Genomic DNA, 18,433 nt, shown 5'->3' with positions numbered 1-18,433 from the left:
CCTTCTCCGCCGGGACGCCCCAGGGCCCGGCGCCGGCGTCGCCGCCGTGAAGCCTGCGGTGCGGGGTACGACATGCCGCCGGGCGGCCACCCCTGTCGAGGGGGTGGCCGCCCGGCGGGGTTCAGTCCTTGCCGAGTCGGACCACGTCCTCCGCCGGGCCGGCCGGTGCCGGGATCGTGGCCGCCGCCGTGCCGTCGTCGTCGGTGTTGATGCGTTCGATGATCGCCAGCCGCTCCGGTGTGTCCTCCGGCCGGATGTAGCCGACGAGGATGTACAGGACCAGCGACACCGCCAGCGGGATGGACACCTGGTACTGGAGCGGGACGCCGCCCTCGACGTTCCAGTTGATCGGGTAGTTCACCAGCCAGAAGGCGAGCAGGCCCATCGACCAGCTGACCAGGGCCGCCGTGGGGCCGGAGCGGCGGAACGCGCGCAGCAGGCCCAGCATCATCGGGATCGCCATCGGGCCCATCAGACCGGCCACCCATTTGATGACGACGGTGATGATGTCCTGGAACGCGGGCGAGTTGACCTGGGTCGCCGCCGCCATGGACAGACCGAGGAAGACGACCGTGGCGATACGGGCGACCCGCAGGCCCTGGCTCTGGTTCCAGGCCCGGGCCCGCGCCCAGATCACCGGCGCGCAGTCCCGGGTGAAGACGGCCGCGATGGCGTTGGCGTCGGAGGAGCACATGGCCATGGTGTGCGAGAAGAAGCCGACGATGACCAGGCCCAACAGGCCGTGCGGCAGCAGCTGTTCGGTCATCAGGGCGTAGGAGTCCGAGCCGTCGGGCTTCTGCGACTCCACCAGCAGCGGCGACATCCACATGGGGAAGAACAGGACCAGGGGCCAGACCAGCCAGAGGATCGCCGAGAGGCGGGCGGAGCGCTCGGCCTCCTTGGCGTTCGGCGTGGCCATGTAGCGCTGGGCCTGGTTGAGCATGCCGCCGTTGTACTCGAAGAGCTTGATGAAGAGGAAGGCGAGCAGGAACACCGTGCCGTACGGCCCGATCAGCGGTTTCTCATGGCCCTGGAGCTCGGGCGAGTCCCAGACGCCGAAGAAGCCGCCGTGGTCGTCGAGGCGCACGAACACCGCCACGAACATCGCGACGCCGGCCAGCAACTGGATGATGAACTGGCCGAGTTCGGTCAGCGCGTCCGCCCAGAGGCCGCCGATCGTGCAGTAGATCGCCGTGATGCCGCCGGTGATGAGGATGCCCTGGTTGAGGGAGATCCCCGTGAAGACGGACAGCAGGGTGGCGATGGCGGCCCACTTGGCGCCCACGTCCACGATCTTCAGCAGCATCCCGGACCAGGCCAGCGCCTGCTGTGTCTTCAGGTCGTAGCGGTTCTTCAGGTACTCCAGCGGGGAGGCCACGTGGAGCCGGGAGCGCAGCCGGTTGATGCGCGGCGCGAACAGCTTCGACCCGATGGCGATGCCGAGGGCGATGGGGAAGGACCAGGTGACGAAGGACGTGACGCCGTAGGTGTAGGCGATGCCCGCGTACCCGGTGAACATCACCGCGCTGTAGCCCGACATGTGGTGCGAGATGCCGGACAGCCACCAGGGCATCTTGCCGCCGGCGGTGAAGAAGTCGCTGACGTTGTCGACGCGCTTGTGCGACCAGACGCCGATCGCGACCATCACGGCGAAGTAGCCGATGAGCACGGCCCAGTCGAGACCGTTCATGTGCGCCCTCCCAGGGTTCAGCCCGGCGCTCATCGTGGGCGCTGCCGCGTGAACACGACAAGTAACCGTAGGGTCAAGGGAAGGTAAAATCGTTCGGCGTGATGGCCTTGGTTCATCTACATGAACGCACTTCGTCAGCTCATCGCATCAGCTCCCCCGCATTGACCAGCAGCGATTGCCCGGTGATCGCCCGCGCCCGGTCCGACGCCAGAAACACCGCCGCATCGGCCACGTCCGCGTCCGTGGCCAGCTCGGGCAGCGCCATCCGCCCGGTCAGCCGCTCCAGGACGGTCGCCTCCTCCACGCCCTCCGACTGCGCCGCGAACTGCACGTACGCCTGCACCGGCGGCCCCCACATCCAGCCGGGCAGCACGGTGTTGACCCGGATCCGGTACGGCCCGAGCTCCCGCGCGAGCGAGTACATGGCACTCGTCAGCGCCCCCTTCGACGCCGCGTACGCCGCCTGCCGCACCTGCGAGGGGGCGGCCACCGCCGACTGCGTCCCGATGAACACGACGGATCCACCGGCCTCCTTGAGCGACGACAGACAGGCCCGGGTCATCCGCAGCGTGCCCAGCAGGTTCACGTCGAGGACGGACCGCCAGGACTCGAAGTCGGCGTCCTCGAGACCGCCGAAGTAGCCGTCCAGCGCGGCCACATGGACGACGGCGTCGATCCCGCCGAACCGCTCCCGCGCCACCCCGGCGAGCGCCTCGCACTGCGCCTCGTCACGGATGTCCGTGGCGCGGTACGCGGCGCACGCCCCGCCGGGGTCGATCTCGGCGGCCGTCTTCGCCAGGCTCGCCTCCGTGCGGGCCCCGAGCACAACGCGCCCGCCGTCCCGCACGACGGCCGCCGCGACCTGCCGTCCGAGCCCGGCCCCGACCCCCGACACGACGACCGTCTTTCCCGCGAGCAGTGACATGGCAGGACCTCCCCGGAACGGACCCTGGCGTTCTATCTGACGGAGCGTCAGAGTATGGGTCAGCCACCGACGAAGGGGAAGGGCATGAGCGAGGACACCCGCAGCGAGCTGTACGCCGAACTGGCCGCCGTCGGCCCCTACGGCACCCACCCCGGGCACGCCCTCATCACCATGGTCGAGCCGCATCCCGGCCACGAGTACGCGTACAACCGCTGGTACGAGGACGACCACTACTACGCCGGTGCGATGGCCATGCCCTGGATGTACGCGGGCCGCCGCTGGGTGGCGACCCGGGAGCTGCAACTCCTGCGCCACCCCGAGAAGTCGGCCATCGCCAGGCCGGTCACCGCGGGCTGCTACCTCTCCACGTACTGGATCACCGCCGGCCGCTACGACGACCACATGCGCTGGACGGTCGCCATCAACAAGCGCCTCAACCGGGACGCCCGCGTCTACCACGACCGCACCCACGTCCTCACGGCGTTCCAGAACCACGAGGCGACGGTGTACCGCGACGGCGCGGCCGGTCCCCGGGACGTCCACGCCCTCGACCACCCCTACGCGGGCCTGGTCCTCCAGGTCGTCGACGCGGACACCCCCGAGCAGCGCGCCCCGCTCCTGGAGTGGCTGCGCACCCGCCACCTCCCCAAACGCCTGGCGGGCTCCCCGGCCGCGCTGGTGACGGTCTTCAGCCCGACTCCCCTCCCCGGCGACCGCATGACGTACGTGAAGCAGGTCGAGGGCGTCGACACCCGGCTGACGCTGCTGTGGTTCCTCCAGACGGACCCGAGGGAGTGCTGGGACGCCTGTTTCACGGGCCTCGACGCGGCGGTGGCGGAGTCGGGTCTGGGCAGGGTGGAACTGGTGGCGCCGTTCATCCCGACGGTGCCGGGCACGGACACCTACGTGGACCTGCTGCGCTGAGGTGGGCGCACGGCACGGCGGCTACCCTTCGCTGTCATGAAGCGCGCCCGGACCCTGCCGATCCTGCTGGTGCTCTGCGGAGCGGCCGGTGCGGCGGGGCTGGTCCTCACGGGAAGCACCGCCGCGGCCGTGGTCCTGCTCGTCGTGTTCCTCCTCCTCGCGGGCGCGCACTCGCCGCTGGTCTTCCCCCGGTCCGTCGGGGCGCTGGAGGCGGAGCGGCGCAGCGCGGCCGACGGCCGGCCGGTCGTCTACTGGCGGCCGGGCTGCCAGTACTGCCTACGGCTGCGCGTCCGCCTGGGCCGGGACGCCCGCCGGGTGCACTGGGTCGACATCTGGCGGGACCCGGCCGGGGCCGCGGTGGTGCGGGCGGCCAACCAGGGAAACGAGACCGTGCCGACCGTCGTCGTGGCGGGCCGGGCGCACACCAACCCCGACCCGGCGTGGGTGCGCGAGCAGCTCACCGGGTGAACAGGGCGGCCGCGTTGTCGTGGCACACGGCCCGGAGCCACTCCTCGCCGAGGCCGAGGCGTTCCAGGGCCTGGAGCTGGTGCAGGTACGGGTAGGGGATGTTGGGGAAGTCGGAGCCGAACAGGATGCGGTCGCCGAGCGCGGCGAACCGGGGCAGGGCTTCGCGCGGGTAGGGCATGAAGTCCTCGGTGAAATCCGTGAAGGCCATCGTCGTGTCCAGCCGCACCTCGTCGTACCGCTCGGCGAGGTCGAGGAACTCGTCGTACTCGGGCATGCCCATGTGCGCGACGATCAGCCGCAGCCCCGGGTGCCGCGCCAGCACCCGCGCGACGGGCTCGGGGCCGGTGTGCTTGCCGGGCGCGGGCCCGGAGCCGCAGTGCATCACCACGGGTATCCCGGCCTCGGCCAGCACGCCCCACGCCGGGTCGAGCCGCTCGTCGGCCGGATCGTACGCGCCCACCTGCACATGCGCCTTGAACACCCGCGCCCCCGCCTCCACGGCCTCGCGGACGTACGTCTCCACATCCGGCTCGGGGTAGAGGGTGGCGGTGTGCAGGCAGTCTGGGGTGCGGCGGGCGAAGTCGGCGGCCCAGCCGTTCAGCCAGGTGGCCATGCCTGGCTTGTGCGGGTAGAGCATCGAGGTGAAGGCCCGCACACCGAAGTCCCGCAGCAGCGCCGCCCGCTCCTCCTCGGCCTTCCGGTACGTGATCGGCCACTCCAGCCCACCGACCAGCGGCCCGTTGGTGTCGAAGTAGTCCCATACCTTGTGCAGCACGCGCTCCGGCATGAAGTGGGTGTGGACGTCGATCAGCCCGGGGAGCCCGAGCCGGCCCCAGAACCGGCGGACCTCACGGGCCTCCTCGGACACCTTGCGCTGCTCACTCATGCCGCTCCACAGCATCACCCTAGACCGAGAGGCCCGGGCAAGCCCTCCTGGTCCGGGACCAGTTCCGCCCACACCGTCTTGCCGTGCGCCGCTGTCTCCACCACCCCCCAGCGATGTGCGTACGCCGCGACGATCAGCAGCCCGCGCCCGCCCTCCGCGTCCTGCACGGCCGGTCCCTGGAGCCGTGGGATCCGGTCACCCCGGGCGTCGGTGACCTCGATACGGAGCGTGCGGTCGGCGTACAGCCTCAGCGTGAGCCGGAAGTCCCTGCCCGGGACGCGCCCGTGCAGCACCGCGTTCGACGCCAGCTCGGCCACCACCTGCGTGGCGGTCCCGTACGCCTCACCCCACTCGTCGAGCTGGCGTTCGGCGAGCAGCCGAGCCAGTCGAGCACCCCTTCGAGTGGCCGACAGCTGGATCGCGAAGTGGCGTACGGGGGCGCTGATCCCAGGGAGGAATTTCTGACTCATGTCACCCAGCGTGGTCGCCCGTCCCTACTCTGAACAGCGACGACCCCGGTACGGAGCGTGACTGTCCGGACGCGTGACGGGGTCGTACGGCTCGTACGTCAGGAGGGGAAGGCGTGGAGGACGAGGAAGCGGCGGCCGTGCTCAGGACGGTCGGGCGGCAGATCAAGATGTGGCGCGAGGCGGCCGGGCTGAGGCAGGCGGAGTTCGGATCTGCGATCGGGTACGGGGAGGAGATGGTGTCGTCCGTGGAGCGCGCGCGGCGCATCCCCAAGCCGGACTTTCTCGACAAGGCGGATGAGGTGCTGGGGGCGGGCGGCAAGATCGCCGCGATGAAGGAGGACGTGGAGAGGGCTCGGTATCCGAAGACGGTGCGGGACCTGACCAAGCTGGAGGACCAAGCGGTCGAACTCGGGGCCTACTCGGCCCTGCACATCCACGGGTTGTTGCAGACACCCGAGTACGCCCAGGCGCTGTACGCGATGCGGCGACCGGCCTACAGCGAGGACGAGATCGAGCGCCACGTGGCCGCGCGCATGGCACGGAAGGCCGTCTTCGATCGGACACCCCGCCCCCTGGTCACGTTTGTCCAGGAAGAGATGACCCTGCGGCGGCCCCTCGGGGGCAAGATGGTCCTGCGCCGCCAACTCGAACACCTTCTGGAGGTAGCCGGGTTGAGGCACGTCGAGATCCAGGTGATGCCCATGCACAGGGAGGACCATGCGGCCGTGATGGGCTCGTTCCGGCTGCTGAAGCTCCAGGACGGCAAGGCACTCGGACACACCGAAAGCCAGCTGTACGACCGGGTGATCAGCGATCCGAGGGACGTCCAGATCCTCGATATGCGCTATGGCATGATCCGGGCGCAGGCCCTCTCACCCCGCGATTCACTGACCTTCATCGAGAAAGTGCTGGGAGAAGAGACATGACGCCCACCCCGCTGACATGGATCAAGAGCAGCTACAGCGGTAACGACGGCCCCGATTGCATCGAGGTCGCCATATCGGCCCCCACCATCCACATCCGCGACTCCAAGAACAAGGACGGCGCCCGTCTGGCGTTCACCGGCGGTGCCTGGTCCGAGTTCGTGGAGTTCGCGGCGGGGCGTTGAACATCGGCTCTGGCAAAGGAGCATGCCGTTCACCCGGCGAGGGCCGGAGCCAGTACCGCGCGGTCGCTGTCCGAAAGGCGTTCCAGCGTCTCGGAGTTCAGTTCCCGTACGCGTTCCACATCCGCCCGGGCCTCTTCCCACCGCCCCGTGACGGCATGCAGCACAGCCCGGCGGCACAGTGCCCAGACGTAGCCCGGCCGCATCTCCAGTGCCCGGTCCAGGTCGGCCAGGGCTTCCGCGTGGCGGCCGAGTCTCGTCAGGGACGCGCCCCGGCTCGCGTGGGCCGATGTGTACGCGGGATCCAGGGCCAGTGCGACGTCCAGGTCGGCGACCGCCTCCTCGTCGCGGCCGGCGGCCCGCAGCGCGTCGCCGCGTTCGCAGCGGGCCCAGGGCCAGTCGGGGCTCAGAGTGAGGGCCCGGTCGAGGTCCGCCAGTTGGCGGTGGGGTTCGCCCAGCGCGCGCCACACGCGGGCGCGGCGGGCGTACGCCCAGGCGTAGTCCGGGTCGAGGTCCAGTGCCCGTCCCAGGTCGGCGAGGGCCGCGTCGGGGTCCCCGGCGCGCTCGTGCGTGGCGCCCCGGGAGGCCCAGGCGAACCCGAGGGCCGGATCGAGGCGGAGGGCCTCCGTCAGGTCCCGGACCGCCTCGGCATCGCGTCCGGCGATCCGTTGGTGTTCACCGCGCAGGGCGATGTACCAGGCGTTGTCCGGCTCCAGCGCGACGGCTCGGTCCAGGTCGGCGATCGCCCCGTCGGGGTCGCCCAGGTCTCCCCGGATCCCGGACCGGTTCCGGTAGGCGACGGCCAGTCCCGGATCGAGCGCGACGGCCCGGTCGTACTCGGTGCGGGCCTGCGCGTACGCACCCTCGCCGCGCAGCTCGTCGCCCCGTAGGAGGCGGGCCCGGGCCTGAGTCGGAGCGTCGAGTACCGCGCGCCGCAGGAGCAGCCCCAGCGCGGCGGTGATGCCCTCCGCGTCGAGTTCCGCCGTCAGTTCGGTGCCCCACTCGGCCACGGCCCGGACGTCCGCGTCGTGCCCGGCGTCCACCAGCACGCGGGCCCACCGCACGGCCATGACCTGACCGGCGCCACAGGCGTGGACGAAGTCCCTCAGCGCCTGTGGCAGCGCCTCTCGCACCCCGGCGCACAGGAGGTGGTACGCCTCGGCCTGACGCAGGTCGCGCCACGTGTCGTCAGCCCAGGGATCGGCCACGTCCCGTCCGGCCTCTTCCCGCCATTCCCGGAACGTCCGCGCCAGGCTGCGCTGCCGCTCGGCCCATCCGCGTGGTGACCGCCTGCGTTCCGCGCGCAGCATCGGCGCCCGTACGACGTCGTGGTAGCGCAGCCGCCCTCCGCCGCGCTCGCTCACGAACGGCATCCCCCGCAACCACGCGTAGAGGGGCTCCAGTTCCTCGCGCGGGCAGTCGACCGCCGCCCGGAACACGTCCCCGTCCAGCCACCTCGGCAGCGCGCAGGCCAGCGCGGCGGCCCGACGCGCCGGGTGGTTCTCCTCCCACTTGAGGAAGCGGTCCACGGCCGTCGCGCTCGGATCGCCCACGGCGCCCGGGTCGGTGGGGTGGGACTCGGCGAGGGTGGAGACCAGGACGGGGAGGCCGCCGGTGAGGCGCAGCACCTCCTCGACGACCGGCTCGGCCGTCACGCCCCTGGCGGCCAGCAGGCCGCGTGTCTCCGTCTCCGTGAAGGGGGTCAGGGGAAGGTCCGTCACGAAGTCCGCGAGCCCGCCCCAGCGGGACGGGTCCAGGGGGGTGCGGCCCGCCGTGGCCACCACGGTCGTGGCGGGCACCCCGCCGTGGCGGTCGGTCGTCATCGTCTCGTGCAGCCAGGGGTCCAGATACGGGCCCGTCCGCTCGTACGTGTCCAGGAAGAGGGCGATCCAGGGCGCGTCCGTGTCCGACAGCTCGCGCAGGAGTACCGGGGTGAGCACCTGCTCGGGGGCGAGGACCAGGTGGAGGTCCTCGTGGTTGCGGAAGCGGGCGACGAGGCTCGCCCGCAACCGGTCGGCGACGTGGGCGAGTTGCTCCGCGTCCAGCATCCCCGCGAGCGGGCCCACCACCGGCACCATTCCGGCGGCGACCACCCCGGCCCGCGCCACCATCCTGCCGCCCGTGGACGGGCCGGCCTCCTCGGGCTGCGTGTCCAGGACGTCCAGCGCGGCCAGTTCGGCCTCGTGCCGGCGTTCGCGGTGGGCGGCGAGGAGCCGGTCCAGCTCCTTCAGCCGCCGGCCCTGGGCGGCGAACTGGCGGCTGATCTCCGCCATCGCCTCGGGCACACTGCCCGCGCCCTCGTCGACGTACGCCGTCAGCGCGCCCCGTTCGCGGGCGATCTGCTCCAACTCCCGTAGCAGGAAGCTCTTTCCGATGCCCGCGTTGCCGTGCACGTGGAAGCGGAAGCGGTGGCGTTCGTCGTCCGGTTCGGTGCCGAAGTTGGCGCGGAAGGCGGCGCGTTCGGCGGAGCGGCCGACGAAACCGGCCCGGCTGCGCTGCCGTATCAGTTCCTGGAGGGACGGTCTCGCCTGCGCCATCCGTACGTTCCCCTCGTCTCGCGCGGTCGGCCTCGGCCGTCATTCTCGCTCAACTGCCGTGGGGTACAACGGACGGCCGTGCGCGGGGAGAATGATCGCCATGGCCACCTCCTCCACATCACGCGGCACGCTGTCGCTCGCCGCCACCCTGCTCACCGCGACCATCGCCCTCTACATGGCGCTCGTCGCGTTCGGGAACATCACCGACTTCGGGACCAACCAGCAGTTCGTCCGGCACGTGCTGGCCATGGACACCACGTTCAAGGACGAGGACCTGATGTGGCGGGCCGTCACGAGCCAAGGGCTCCAGGACGCCGCCTACGTGGGGATCATCGTCTGGGAGACGATCGCCGCGCTGGTCCTCATATACGGGAGCTGGCTGTGGGCCAGACGCGATGACCTGCGCGCCCGGCGGATGTCCACGTACGGGCTGCTGATGGTGATGCTGCTGTTCGGGGCCGGGTTCATCGCGATCGGCGGTGAGTGGTTCTCGATGTGGCAGTCGAAGAGCTGGAACGGGCTGGACGCCGCGACCCGGATCTTCCTGTTCAGCGGCGTCGTGCTGCTCGTCAACCAGCTGCCGTCCCCGCGGACGGAGACCTCCGCTACCTGACCACGTTCACGGTCGTGCCGACCGTGCCGAACGCCCACAGTGCCGTGCCGTCCGCCTTCTTCATCCGGACCCCACCGGTCTTTCCACCGGAGGCGGCGGGCGGCGGGGACGATCCGTCGACCGCGTTGGAGAAGGCGACCGAGACGCCGTCCTTCGCGGCGAAGTACATGATGTGCTCGATCTGGACGCCGTCCGAGCCGGTCGTGGCCGCGTTGCGCGACGACACCGTGTAGTCGCCCGGGTCGGGGCTGACCGAGCCCGGCCAGACGGTGAACGTGCGGCGGGTCGCCTCGCTCGCGTCCACCAGCCAGACGCGCTTCTCCCCGAGGGAGTAGACGACGCGCCGGCCGGTGCCGGAGCCGTCGGGCACCTTCGCCGGGGCCGTCGGCGTGGGGGTGGGCTGCGCCGAGGCCGTGCTGCTCGGCTTGGCCGAGGTGGCGGTGGGGTGCGAGCCCCGGTCCGCCTGCACGCCCAGGACCGTCACCGCGGCTATCGCTCCCACGGTCAGCCCGGTCACCCAGGCCCACGAAGGAAGTCGGGCAGGCACCGGCACGCATCTCCTCAGTCACGGGACCCCACACCGAAGGGGGTTCCGATCATCGTACTGCGCACCCGCCGGCTCACTGCCCCTCTGCCCCACGGCCCTCCGCTCCCTCAGGGGCCGTCGGCGGTCTTGCGGACCGGGACCGGGCCCGTTCCGGCGCCGCGGGCGGTGTAGCGCGGGGTGCGCACCGGGGCCGGGTAGGAGAGGTGCACGAGCCGGGTCTGCTCCTGGCGCATGTGCATGAGCGACTCAAGGATGTAGCCCACGAGCAGCACGAGCGCCGCGATGGTCATGATCGCGGCGGCGAGGATCGCCGTGGGCACCCGGGGGACGGTGCCCGTCTCGACGAAGTCGGCGATGACGGGGATGCCGAGGACGACCGAGACCAGGGCGAGCACGCCCGCGAGCACGGTGTGGACCAGCGAGGGGCGCTCGCGCCGCGCCAGGTCGAGGATGACCCGCAGGATGCGCCAGCCGTCCCGGTAGGTGCGCAGCTTGCTCTCGCCGCCGGCGGCCCGGACCCGGTAGTCCGTGAGGATCTCCGCGGTGGGCAGCCGCAGGTGCAGCGCGTGGATCGTCATCTCGGTCTCGGTCTCGAACTCTCGGGCCAGCGCCGGGAAGGACTTCACGAAGCGCCGCGAGAAGACCCGGTAGCCGCTGAGCATGTCGGTCACGTCGTTGCCGAACAGGGACCTGACCGCCCCGGTGAGCAGTTTGTTGCCGACCGCGTGCCCGGCCCGGTAGGCCCCGTCTACCGTCACCCGGCGGGCTCCCACGACCTGGTCGTACGGCCCTTCGAAGAGCAGGTCCACCAGGTCGCGGGCGCGGGAGGCGTCGTAGGTGTCGTCGCCGTCGATGATGAGCAGCGCGTCGGCGTCGACGTCGGCGAAGGCGCGGCGGATGACGTTGCCCTTGCCCTTGCGGGTCTCCTCCCGGACGATCGCGCCCGCGGCCCGGGCGACCTCCACGGTCCGGTCGGTGGAGGCGTTGTCGTACACGTAGACGACGGCCTCGGGCAGGGCCGCGCGCAGGTCGCGGACCACCTTGCCGACGGCCGCCTCCTCGTTGTGGCAGGGCACGACACACGCGATCGTCGGTTCCACGACCACTCCTCACTCGACCGGTTCCGCACACCGTCAGCACCTCATACATCAGCACCTCATACAGTCGGACATAGTGCGATATGAGCGCGCCTGACCGGATGGCGCTCACCGGGTCGTTAGGCTCGCCGCGTGCCGGTCCTCGACTCTGTGACGCTGCGTGCGCGTGACGCCATCAAGGGCATCTGGCGCGAGGCCGCCAAGTTCGGCGTCGTCGGGGCCCTGGCCTTCGTCGTCGACAACGGCGGCTACAACCTGCTCGTCTTCGGTCTGCCCGGCGGCGCGGAGGGCGGGGTGATGCGGACCGCCCCCGTGCAGGCGTCCGTCATCGCGACGACCGCGGCCGCGCTCTTCAGCTGGGTCGGCAACCGCTACTGGACCTACCGCGGCCGGCACCGCGAGAAGGTGTCCCGCGAGCTGCTGCTGTTCCTCGTCGCGAACGGGGTGGGGCTCGCCATCACCGCGGGCACGGTCTACGCCTCGCGGCATCTGCTCGGGCTCGACTCGGCGCTCAGCGACAACACCGCCCGCATCCTCGGCTGGGTACTCGCGACGCTGTTCCGCTTCTACGCCTACCGGCGCTACGTCTTCGTCGCATCCTGAGCCGCTAACATCCGGCATATGGGACAAAAGCCAACGGTGGCGCGTGCGCAGCGCTGGGTCTGGGTTCTGGCCGCCGTCGCCGCGCTCTGCTGCCTGGCCACGGTCCTCGTCTTCGCCCCCGGATTCCTGAGCCCCGACAGTCTCGACCAGCTCCGGCAGGCCCAGGGCAAGGCTCCCCTGACCGACTGGCATCCGCCGGTGCTGAGCCTGGTGTGGCGGGCGCTCATCTCCCTGACCGGGTCGATCACCTCGATGCTCGTCCTGCAGTCCGCCGTCCTCTGGGGCGCGCTGTGGGTGCTGGCCCGGTGTGTGTGGGAGCTGACCCGGAGCCGCGGCGGGTCACTCGCCGTGCTCGGCGTGGGGCTCGCGCCCTTCGTGCTGAACTTCGCCGGGGTGGTGTGGAAGGACGTGCACGCGGCGTTCGCGCTGCTCGCCGCCTGCGCGGTCGCCTTCACCGGGCTGCGGCTGCGCGAGGGGGACCCGCGTCCGGCCGTGCGGTGGGCGCTGCTCGGGCTGGGGGCGCTGTTCCTGGCCTACGCCATGCTGGTGCGCAAGAACGCCTTCGTCGCCGCGATCCCGGTGTTCGTCATGCTCGTCCTCGCCCTGTGGCGCGCTCCGGGGCGCCGTACGTGGCTGACGTGCACGGCCGCGCTCGTCGCGGCCCTGGTGGTGCCCGCCGCCGCGATCTCCCTGTTCGCGCAGCCCCTCCAGACGAAACAGGGCGCGCAGATCATGCTCGACGACCTCGTCCACGTCCTGACGGTGGACGAACTGCGCTCCGCGGACGTGCCGCCCGGACTGCGGGACCGGCTGGTGGCCTCGGCGCGGGAGTGCGACCGGGTCGGGGCCCTGTCGGACGCCTACTGGGCCTGCTACCGGCGCCCGGCGGACGGGCTGCGCGGGGACTCCGGCGAGATCACCTCGCTGTGGCTGCGCGAGATGAGCGGGCACGTTCCGGGCTATCTCCAGTACCGGCTGCGGCTCTTCGCGACGCTGCTGTTCGAGACCGACTACGTGTACAAGGGGGGCATCACCCGCAACGACCTCGGCGTCGGGGTGGCGCACCCCCGGCTGGCGGACATGCTCGGCACGTACGTCGAGGGCATGGCCGCGGACCTGCGGTGGCTGTTCCGCGGCTGGTTCTGGCTCACGGTCGCGCTGGTGCTGGCCATCCGCCCCGGCCGGGGCCTGTTCGCCATGCCCGTGCGGGCGCTGGGCATCAGCTCGGCCGCCTACATCCTCGGCTATCTGCCGATCATGCCCGCGACGGACTTCCGCTACGTGTACTGGCCCGCGCTCGCCTGTGCCCTCGGCCTGCTGCTGCTATGGCTGGGCCGCGGCAGGACCGCACCGCCCCCTGCGGCTCCCGGCGCCACGGCCGGCCGCGCCCTGCCGGCGCATCAGCCGGCGGACGCCGGAAGCCAGTAGGGCGCCGGAAGCCAGTAGGCGCCGGTCAGTCGAGCACCGGCAGCAGCTCGGGCAGATGCCCGTCCGAGGCCGCCGCCGCGCGCTGCCGCTCCTGCGGGACGTCGCCGTAGAGGGTGGTGCGGGGCCTGGCGGGACGCCCGGCCGCGTCCGCCACCGCGATGAGGTCCTTCACCGACTTGTACGACCCGTACGACGAGCCCGCCATGCGGGAGATGGTCTCCTCCATGAGCGTCCCGCCGAGGTCGTTGGCGCCCGAGCGGAGCATCTCGGCGGCGCCCTCCGTGCCCAGCTTCACCCAGCTGGTCTGGATGTTGGGGATGTGCGGGTGCAGCAGCAGCCGGGCCATGGCCGTGACCGCGCGGTTGTCCCGCATGGTCGGGCCCGGGCGGGCGATCCCCGCGAGGTAGACCGGCGCGTTGGTGTGCACGAACGGCAGGGTCACGAACTCGGTGAAGCCGCCCGTGCGCTGCTGGATGCCGGCGAGGGTGCGCAGGTGCCCGAGCCAGTGCCGGGGCTGGTCGACATGGCCGTACATCATCGTCGAGGACGAGCGGATGCCCAGCTCGTGGGCGGTGCTGACGACCTCGATCCAGTCGGCCGCGGGCAGCTTGCCCTTGGTGAGGATCCAGCGGACCTCGTCGTCGAGGATCTCGGCGGCCGTGCCGGGGATGGTGTCCAGGCCCGCCTCCTTGGCGGCGGTCAGCCACTCGCGGATGGACATGCCGGTGCGGGTCGCGCCGTTGACGACCTCCATCGGCGAGAAGGCGTGCACGTGCATGCCCGGGACGCGTTCCTTCACGGCCCGCGCGATGTCGAAGTACGCCGTGCCCGGCAGGTCCGGGTGGATGCCGCCCTGCATGCACACCTCCACCGCGCCCACGTCCCAGGCCTGCTTGGCCCGGTCCGCGACCTGGTCCAGGGAGAGGGTGTAGGCGTCGGCGTCCGTGCGGCGCTGGGCGAAGGCGCAGAAGCGGCAGCCGGTGTAGCAGACGTTGGTGAAGTTGATGTTGCGGGTGACGATGTAGGTGACGTCGTCGCCCACGGCCGACTTGCGCACGTCGTCGGCGATCCGGGCGAGGGCGTCCAGCGCCGGGCCGTCCGCGTGCAGCAGGGCCAGCGCCTCGTCGTCGGTGAGCCGCGTGGGGTCGTCGGCCGCCGTGCGCAGGGCCTCGCGCACGTCGGTGTCGATGCGCTCGGGGGCCATGCCCGGGGCGGCGGCCTCGCGCAGGGCGCCCCAGTCGCCGTACACCTCGTCGAAGTCGTCCCGGCGGTCCGAGGTACGGCCCTCGGTGTCGATGGAGCTGTGCAGGTCGGTACGGCCGGACGCCGTGAACACCTCCTCCGGCTCCTGCCACGGCAGGCCCTGCGGCAGCGCCTCGGAGCGCGCGAGGCCGGTCTCCGGGTCGGCCAGCGCGGCCACGTGCGGGCGCAGCCGCGGGTCCAGCCAGGGCTCGCCGCGCCGCACGAACTCCGGGTACACGCAGAGGCGTTCGCGCAGTTCGAAACCGGCGGCGCGGGACTTCTCGGCTAGCTGCTCGATCTGCGGCCAGGGGCGCTCGGGGTTGACGTGGTCGATGGTGAGCGGGGAGACCCCGCCCCAGTCGTCGATGCCGGAGCCGATCAGCCGCTCGTACTCGTCGTCGACGAGGTTGGGCGGGGCCTGGATGTTGCCGCTCGGGCCCATGAGGAGCCGCGCGACGGCCACCGTGGCGACCAGTTCGTCCAGTTCCGCGTCGGGCATACCGCGCATCGCGGTGTCCGGCTTGGCGCGGAAGTTCTGGATGATCAGCTCCTGGACGCCGTGGTAGGCGCGGGAGACCTTCCGCAGCGCGAACAGCGACTCGGCGCGCTCCTCGTAGGTCTCGCCGATGCCTATGAGGACGCCCGAGGTGAAGGGCACGGAGGACCGCCCGGCGTCCTCCAGCACGCGCAGCCGCACCGCGGGCTCCTTGTCGGGGGAGCCGTGGTGCGGGCCGCCCGGCTCCGACCAGAGACGGGTCGCGGTGGTCTCCAGCATCATGCCCATGCTGGGCGCGACCGGCTTCAGACGCTGGAAGTCCGTCCAGCTCATGACGCCCGGGTTCAGGTGCGGAAGCAGGCCCGTCTCCTCCAGGATCCGGATGGAGATGGCGCGGACGTAGGCGAGGGTGTCGTCGTAGCCGTGCGCGTCGAGCCACTCGCGCGCCTCCGGCCAGCGGTCCTCGGGCTTGTCACCGAGGGTGATGAGGGCTTCCTTGCAGCCGAGGGCCGCGCCCCTGCGGGCGATGTCCAGCACCTCGTCCGGCGACATGAACATCCCGTGACCCTCACGGCGCAGCTTGCCCGGGACGGTGACGAAGGTGCAGTAGTGGCACTTGTCCCGGCACAGCCGGGTCAGCGGGATGAAGACGGACTTGGAGTACGTGATGACGCCGGGCCGCCCGGCCGCCGCCAGGCCCGCGTCCCGCACCCGGGCGGCCGAGGCCGACAGGTCCTCCAGCTGCTCGCCCCGGGCCTGGAGCAGCACCGCCGCCTCGGCGACGTCGAGCGAGACACCGTCCCTGGCCCGTTTCAGGGCGCGACGCATGGAGTTGTCGGTGGGGCCGGTTCCGGAGGTCGCGGAGGTCGTCATCCTTCGAGCATACGAGTGCGCTGATCAGGCTCGGGGAAGCCCCGTCAGTGGAACGCCAGCCAACCGATGCCCAGGGCCGAGGTGAGGCCGGCGGCGGCGACGGCGGCCGGTCTGTTGCGGTGCAGGGTGAACCAGACCAGCGCGGCGGTCACCAGCACGGCCGTGGTGCCGATCGCGGCACGCAGCAACCCCTGGCTGTACCCGTACTCGGTGAAATGGCGCAGGAGCCAGGACAACCAGCTGAGCCTCATCATGTTCTCTCCCCCGTGGCGAACTGACCGGTAGTTTAGTAGCGGGAGCCAACCGGCATGCCAGACAGGGGAGTTGTCAGAGAAGGGCGGCGAGTCCGTCCAGCGTCTTCAGCACCTCCGCCTCCCCCGCCGGAGGCAGCTGCGCCACGACCTCCTCGATACCGAGGTCGGCGTAGTGGGCGAGCTTGCCCGGGGTGGGGTGGACGGCGTAGGGGACGATCTGCAGGGCCCGGGGGTCGCGGCCGGCGTCGGCCCAGACGGTGCGCAGGACGGGCAGCGCCTCGCCCAGACCACGGCCGCCGATCGGAAGCCAGCCGTCGGCGTACTCGCTGATGTGCGAGAACAGCTTGGGTCCGGCGGCCCCGCCGACGAGCGTGCGCGGGCCGACGACCGGGCCGCGCGGCTTCTGCACGGGCTTCGGGTACGCGTGGCTGGCCCGGACGCCGCCGAACTCCCCCTCGTAGGCGACCGGTTGCTCCGACCACAGGGCCCGCATCAGCGCCATCCGGTCCCGGACCAGCTCGCGCCGTGCGCTCCACCGCACGCCGTGGTCGGCGGCCTCCTCGACGTTCCAGCCGAAGCCGAGCCCGAGCGTGAACCGGCCGCCGGAGAGGTGGTCGAGGGTGGCGATCTGCTTGGCCAGGGCGATCGGGTCGTGCTGGGCGACGAGCGTGATGCCCGTGCCGAGCCCGAGCCGCTCGGTGACGGCGGCGGCCTGGCCGAGGGCCACGAACGGGTCGAGGGTGCGCCCGTACTCGGGCGGCAGCTCACCGCCCGCCGGGTACGGGGTGGTCCGCTCGACGGGGATGTGGGTGTGCTCGGGCAGGTACAGCCCCGCGAAACCGCGGTCCTCCAGCTCCCGGGCGAGCCGGGTCGGGGTGATCGTCTCGTCGGTGAGGAAGATCGTCACGGCGATGCGCATGACGCATCCCTACCCGAGCGCGGCGCATCTGTCCATACCGACTGGTCGGACCTTCAGTGGACGGTCGCGAGCGCCGCATAGCCGACTCCGGCCTCGGTCCCCGCCCACAGCAGGGCCGCGACCGCACTGTAGGGGGCGATGCGGCGGTAGGGCAGACGGGTGGCGCCCGCGAGGTGCGGGGTGAGGGTGCGGACCACCGGGAGGAAGCGGGCCACGAAGACGGCCCGGCCGCCGTGGCGGTCCATGCGGGCCTCGGCCTGCCGCCAGACGGTGGCCGGGATGCGGCTGCCCGGTCGCCCGGTGCGCAGACGGTCGCCGAGCAGGGCTCCGGTGCGGTGGGCCAGGAAGTCACCGGCCGCCGCGGCGCCCGCGGTGACCGCGACGACCAGCGGCAGGCTCAGGGCTCCGGTACGGGCGAGCGCGCCGGCCGCCAGGAGCAGGCCGAGCGTGGGGACGAGCGCGCCGGCCAGCAGGACGGATTCGGCCAGGACCGCCGCCGCCAGCAGCGAATAGGCGGCGGTGGCGGGGACGTGGCCGAGCAGGTCCGACGGGACGGTCACCGGGCGTCCCCGGCCGCGGCGTGCTCGGGCCGGACCGTGCCCGCGTCCGGTTGTTCCGGGCGCCGCAGCTGCCAGACCCGGGCCGGCGGGAGGTTGGCCCACACCGACCAGCGGCCGGTGGCGTACCGGCGCTGGTAGGCGGCCATGACCTCCTCGACCGCGTGGTGCCGGCGGGCCTCCGCACGGGAGGACAGCAGGGTGCGAGCGTGCCGGGTGCCCAGGTAGGCGAAGTAGGTCAGGGTGCCGCCGGGGTGGAGCAGCTCCAGGTAGCGGGCCATGACCGCGTCGGCCGCGTCGGGGGTGAGGTTGGTCAGGGGCAGGCCGGAGACGATCACGTCGTAGCGCCGCTCGCCGGGCAGGTCCTCGACGTAGGCGCAACGGACCCGGACGCGCTCGGGCTGCCCGGCCAGATGGGGGTGGGTGTCGACCAGCCTGCGCAGCCGGGCGGCGAAGCGCGGGTTGGCCTCGACCACGTCCAGGCGGCTGCCCGGGGACAGCCGGGGGATGAGGGCGCGGGTGACCGCCCCGGTGCCGGCGCCCGCCTCCAGCACGGTCAGCGGCCCCGGGGCCGGGGTGCGCACCGGGTCGGTCAGCGCCCGGGCCAGGGCCCTGCCGCTCGGAGCGAGGGCGCCGGTGGTGCGCGGATCACGGGCCGCTTCGGTGAGGAACGTCCAGTCCATGGTTCGGAAATCCATGGTTTCGACGCTAGGAACGAGCCTGCGCTCAAAGATCCCTCGTTGTACGACGGCCTTCCCCTACGAAAGTAGGGGGTAAAAGCGGTACTGAGGTCGGAGGG

General features: G+C 71.8%; 19 protein-coding genes. 7 read left to right on the top strand and 12 right to left on the bottom strand.

What is annotated here, in order from left to right; all coding sequences use genetic code 11:
• Positions 1-121: 121 nt before the first annotated feature.
• Both IE153_RS37315 and IE153_RS37310 read right to left on the bottom strand, forming a co-directional pair.
• The gene (locus IE153_RS37315) at positions 122-1,690 is read right to left on the bottom strand and encodes a sodium:solute symporter family protein (protein WP_189594134.1); all 1,569 of its coding nucleotides are present in this window, start codon (positions 1,688-1,690) and stop codon (positions 122-124) included.
• Between the two features lie 139 nt (positions 1,691-1,829).
• Positions 1,830-2,615 carry an SDR family oxidoreductase gene (locus tag IE153_RS37310; RefSeq protein WP_189594133.1) on the bottom strand — a complete coding sequence of 262 codons (786 nt, stop codon included), beginning with the start codon at positions 2,613-2,615 and terminating at the stop codon, positions 1,830-1,832.
• An 84-nt stretch (positions 2,616-2,699) separates the two neighbouring features.
• Here IE153_RS37310 and IE153_RS37305 point away from each other — a divergent pair, with 84 nt between their 5' ends.
• Positions 2,700-3,539 carry a hypothetical protein gene (locus IE153_RS37305; protein ID WP_189594132.1) on the top strand — a complete coding sequence of 280 codons (840 nt, stop codon included), beginning with the start codon at positions 2,700-2,702 and terminating at the stop codon, positions 3,537-3,539.
• Positions 3,540-3,575: 36 nt separating this feature from the next.
• Complete coding sequence (locus IE153_RS37300) at positions 3,576-4,007, top strand: glutaredoxin domain-containing protein (protein WP_189594131.1); 432 nt, start codon at positions 3,576-3,578, stop codon at positions 4,005-4,007.
• Here IE153_RS37300 and IE153_RS37295 read toward each other — a convergent pair.
• The gene (locus IE153_RS37295; RefSeq protein ID WP_189594130.1) at positions 3,997-4,893 is read right to left on the bottom strand and encodes an amidohydrolase family protein; all 897 of its coding nucleotides are present in this window, start codon (positions 4,891-4,893) and stop codon (positions 3,997-3,999) included. The genes IE153_RS37300 and IE153_RS37295 overlap by 11 nt on opposite strands.
• Positions 4,894-4,907: 14 nt before the next feature.
• Positions 4,908-5,363, bottom strand: a complete 456-nt coding sequence (locus IE153_RS37290; protein ID WP_189594129.1) for an ATP-binding protein — start codon at positions 5,361-5,363, stop codon at positions 4,908-4,910.
• A 113-nt stretch (positions 5,364-5,476) separates the two neighbouring features.
• Here IE153_RS37290 and IE153_RS37285 point away from each other — a divergent pair, with 113 nt between their 5' ends.
• Together IE153_RS37285 and IE153_RS37280 are read left to right on the top strand one after the other, a co-directional pair.
• Positions 5,477-6,289 (top strand): helix-turn-helix domain-containing protein, encoded by an 813-nt coding sequence (locus tag IE153_RS37285; RefSeq protein WP_189594128.1) that lies wholly within the window; start codon positions 5,477-5,479, stop codon positions 6,287-6,289.
• Positions 6,286-6,471: a DUF397 domain-containing protein gene (locus IE153_RS37280; protein ID WP_189594127.1), complete on the top strand. Its 186-nt coding sequence runs from the start codon at positions 6,286-6,288 to the stop codon at positions 6,469-6,471. The genes IE153_RS37285 and IE153_RS37280 overlap by 4 nt, the downstream gene beginning before the upstream one ends.
• Positions 6,472-6,500: 29 nt before the next feature.
• Here the strand turns inward: IE153_RS37280 and IE153_RS37275 are convergent, their stop codons facing one another.
• On the bottom strand, positions 6,501-9,005 hold the full coding sequence (locus IE153_RS37275) for a tetratricopeptide repeat protein (RefSeq protein ID WP_189594126.1): 2,505 nt from the start codon (positions 9,003-9,005) through the stop codon (positions 6,501-6,503).
• 100 nt (positions 9,006-9,105) lie between these two features.
• Here IE153_RS37275 and IE153_RS37270 point away from each other — a divergent pair, with 100 nt between their 5' ends.
• Entirely contained in the window at positions 9,106-9,618 is a 513-nt protein-coding gene (locus IE153_RS37270) for a DUF2165 domain-containing protein (RefSeq protein WP_189594125.1), read from the top strand.
• Here the strand turns inward: IE153_RS37270 and IE153_RS37265 are convergent.
• Together IE153_RS37265 and IE153_RS37260 are read right to left on the bottom strand one after the other, a co-directional pair.
• On the bottom strand, positions 9,611-10,165 hold the full coding sequence (locus IE153_RS37265; RefSeq protein ID WP_189594124.1) for a hypothetical protein: 555 nt from the start codon (positions 10,163-10,165) through the stop codon (positions 9,611-9,613). The two genes, IE153_RS37270 and IE153_RS37265, sit on opposite strands and share 8 nt — an antisense overlap.
• A 107-nt stretch (positions 10,166-10,272) precedes the next feature.
• Complete coding sequence (locus tag IE153_RS37260; RefSeq protein WP_189594123.1) at positions 10,273-11,271, bottom strand: glycosyltransferase family 2 protein; 999 nt, start codon at positions 11,269-11,271, stop codon at positions 10,273-10,275.
• 123 nt (positions 11,272-11,394) lie between these two features.
• Here IE153_RS37260 and IE153_RS37255 point away from each other — a divergent pair, with 123 nt between their 5' ends.
• Both IE153_RS37255 and IE153_RS37250 read left to right on the top strand, forming a co-directional pair.
• Entirely contained in the window at positions 11,395-11,865 is a 471-nt protein-coding gene (locus tag IE153_RS37255) for a GtrA family protein (RefSeq protein WP_189594122.1), read from the top strand.
• Positions 11,866-11,883: 18 nt separating this feature from the next.
• The gene (locus IE153_RS37250; protein ID WP_189594121.1) at positions 11,884-13,293 is read left to right on the top strand and encodes a hypothetical protein; all 1,410 of its coding nucleotides are present in this window, start codon (positions 11,884-11,886) and stop codon (positions 13,291-13,293) included.
• 25 nt (positions 13,294-13,318) lie between these two features.
• Here the strand turns inward: IE153_RS37250 and IE153_RS37245 are convergent, their stop codons facing one another.
• From IE153_RS37245 to IE153_RS37225, 5 genes are all read right to left on the bottom strand, one after another.
• Entirely contained in the window at positions 13,319-15,904 is a 2,586-nt protein-coding gene (locus IE153_RS37245) for a bifunctional FO biosynthesis protein CofGH (RefSeq protein ID WP_189594120.1), read from the bottom strand.
• Between the two features lie 44 nt (positions 15,905-15,948).
• A complete protein-coding gene (locus tag IE153_RS37240) occupies positions 15,949-16,158 on the bottom strand; it encodes a hypothetical protein (RefSeq protein ID WP_229829353.1) in 210 nt (69 codons plus the stop codon).
• A 73-nt stretch (positions 16,159-16,231) separates the two neighbouring features.
• Positions 16,232-17,077, bottom strand: coding sequence for a TIGR03619 family F420-dependent LLM class oxidoreductase (locus IE153_RS37235; protein ID WP_189594119.1), 846 nt, complete (start codon positions 17,075-17,077; stop codon positions 16,232-16,234).
• 53 nt (positions 17,078-17,130) lie between these two features.
• Positions 17,131-17,637: a DedA family protein gene (locus tag IE153_RS37230; protein WP_189594118.1), complete on the bottom strand. Its 507-nt coding sequence runs from the start codon at positions 17,635-17,637 to the stop codon at positions 17,131-17,133.
• Positions 17,634-18,332, bottom strand: a complete 699-nt coding sequence (locus tag IE153_RS37225; RefSeq protein WP_229829352.1) for a class I SAM-dependent methyltransferase — start codon at positions 18,330-18,332, stop codon at positions 17,634-17,636. Before IE153_RS37225 ends, IE153_RS37230 begins: the two co-directional genes overlap by 4 nt.
• Positions 18,333-18,433: the final 101 nt, after the last annotated feature.

This window comes from Streptomyces massasporeus, from assembly GCF_014648995.1.
In the GTDB taxonomy this organism is placed as follows: domain Bacteria; phylum Actinomycetota; class Actinomycetes; order Streptomycetales; family Streptomycetaceae; genus Streptomyces; species Streptomyces massasporeus.
Note: the sequence above shows the minus strand (reverse complement) of the source record. Positions and strands in the feature narration are given on the sequence as shown.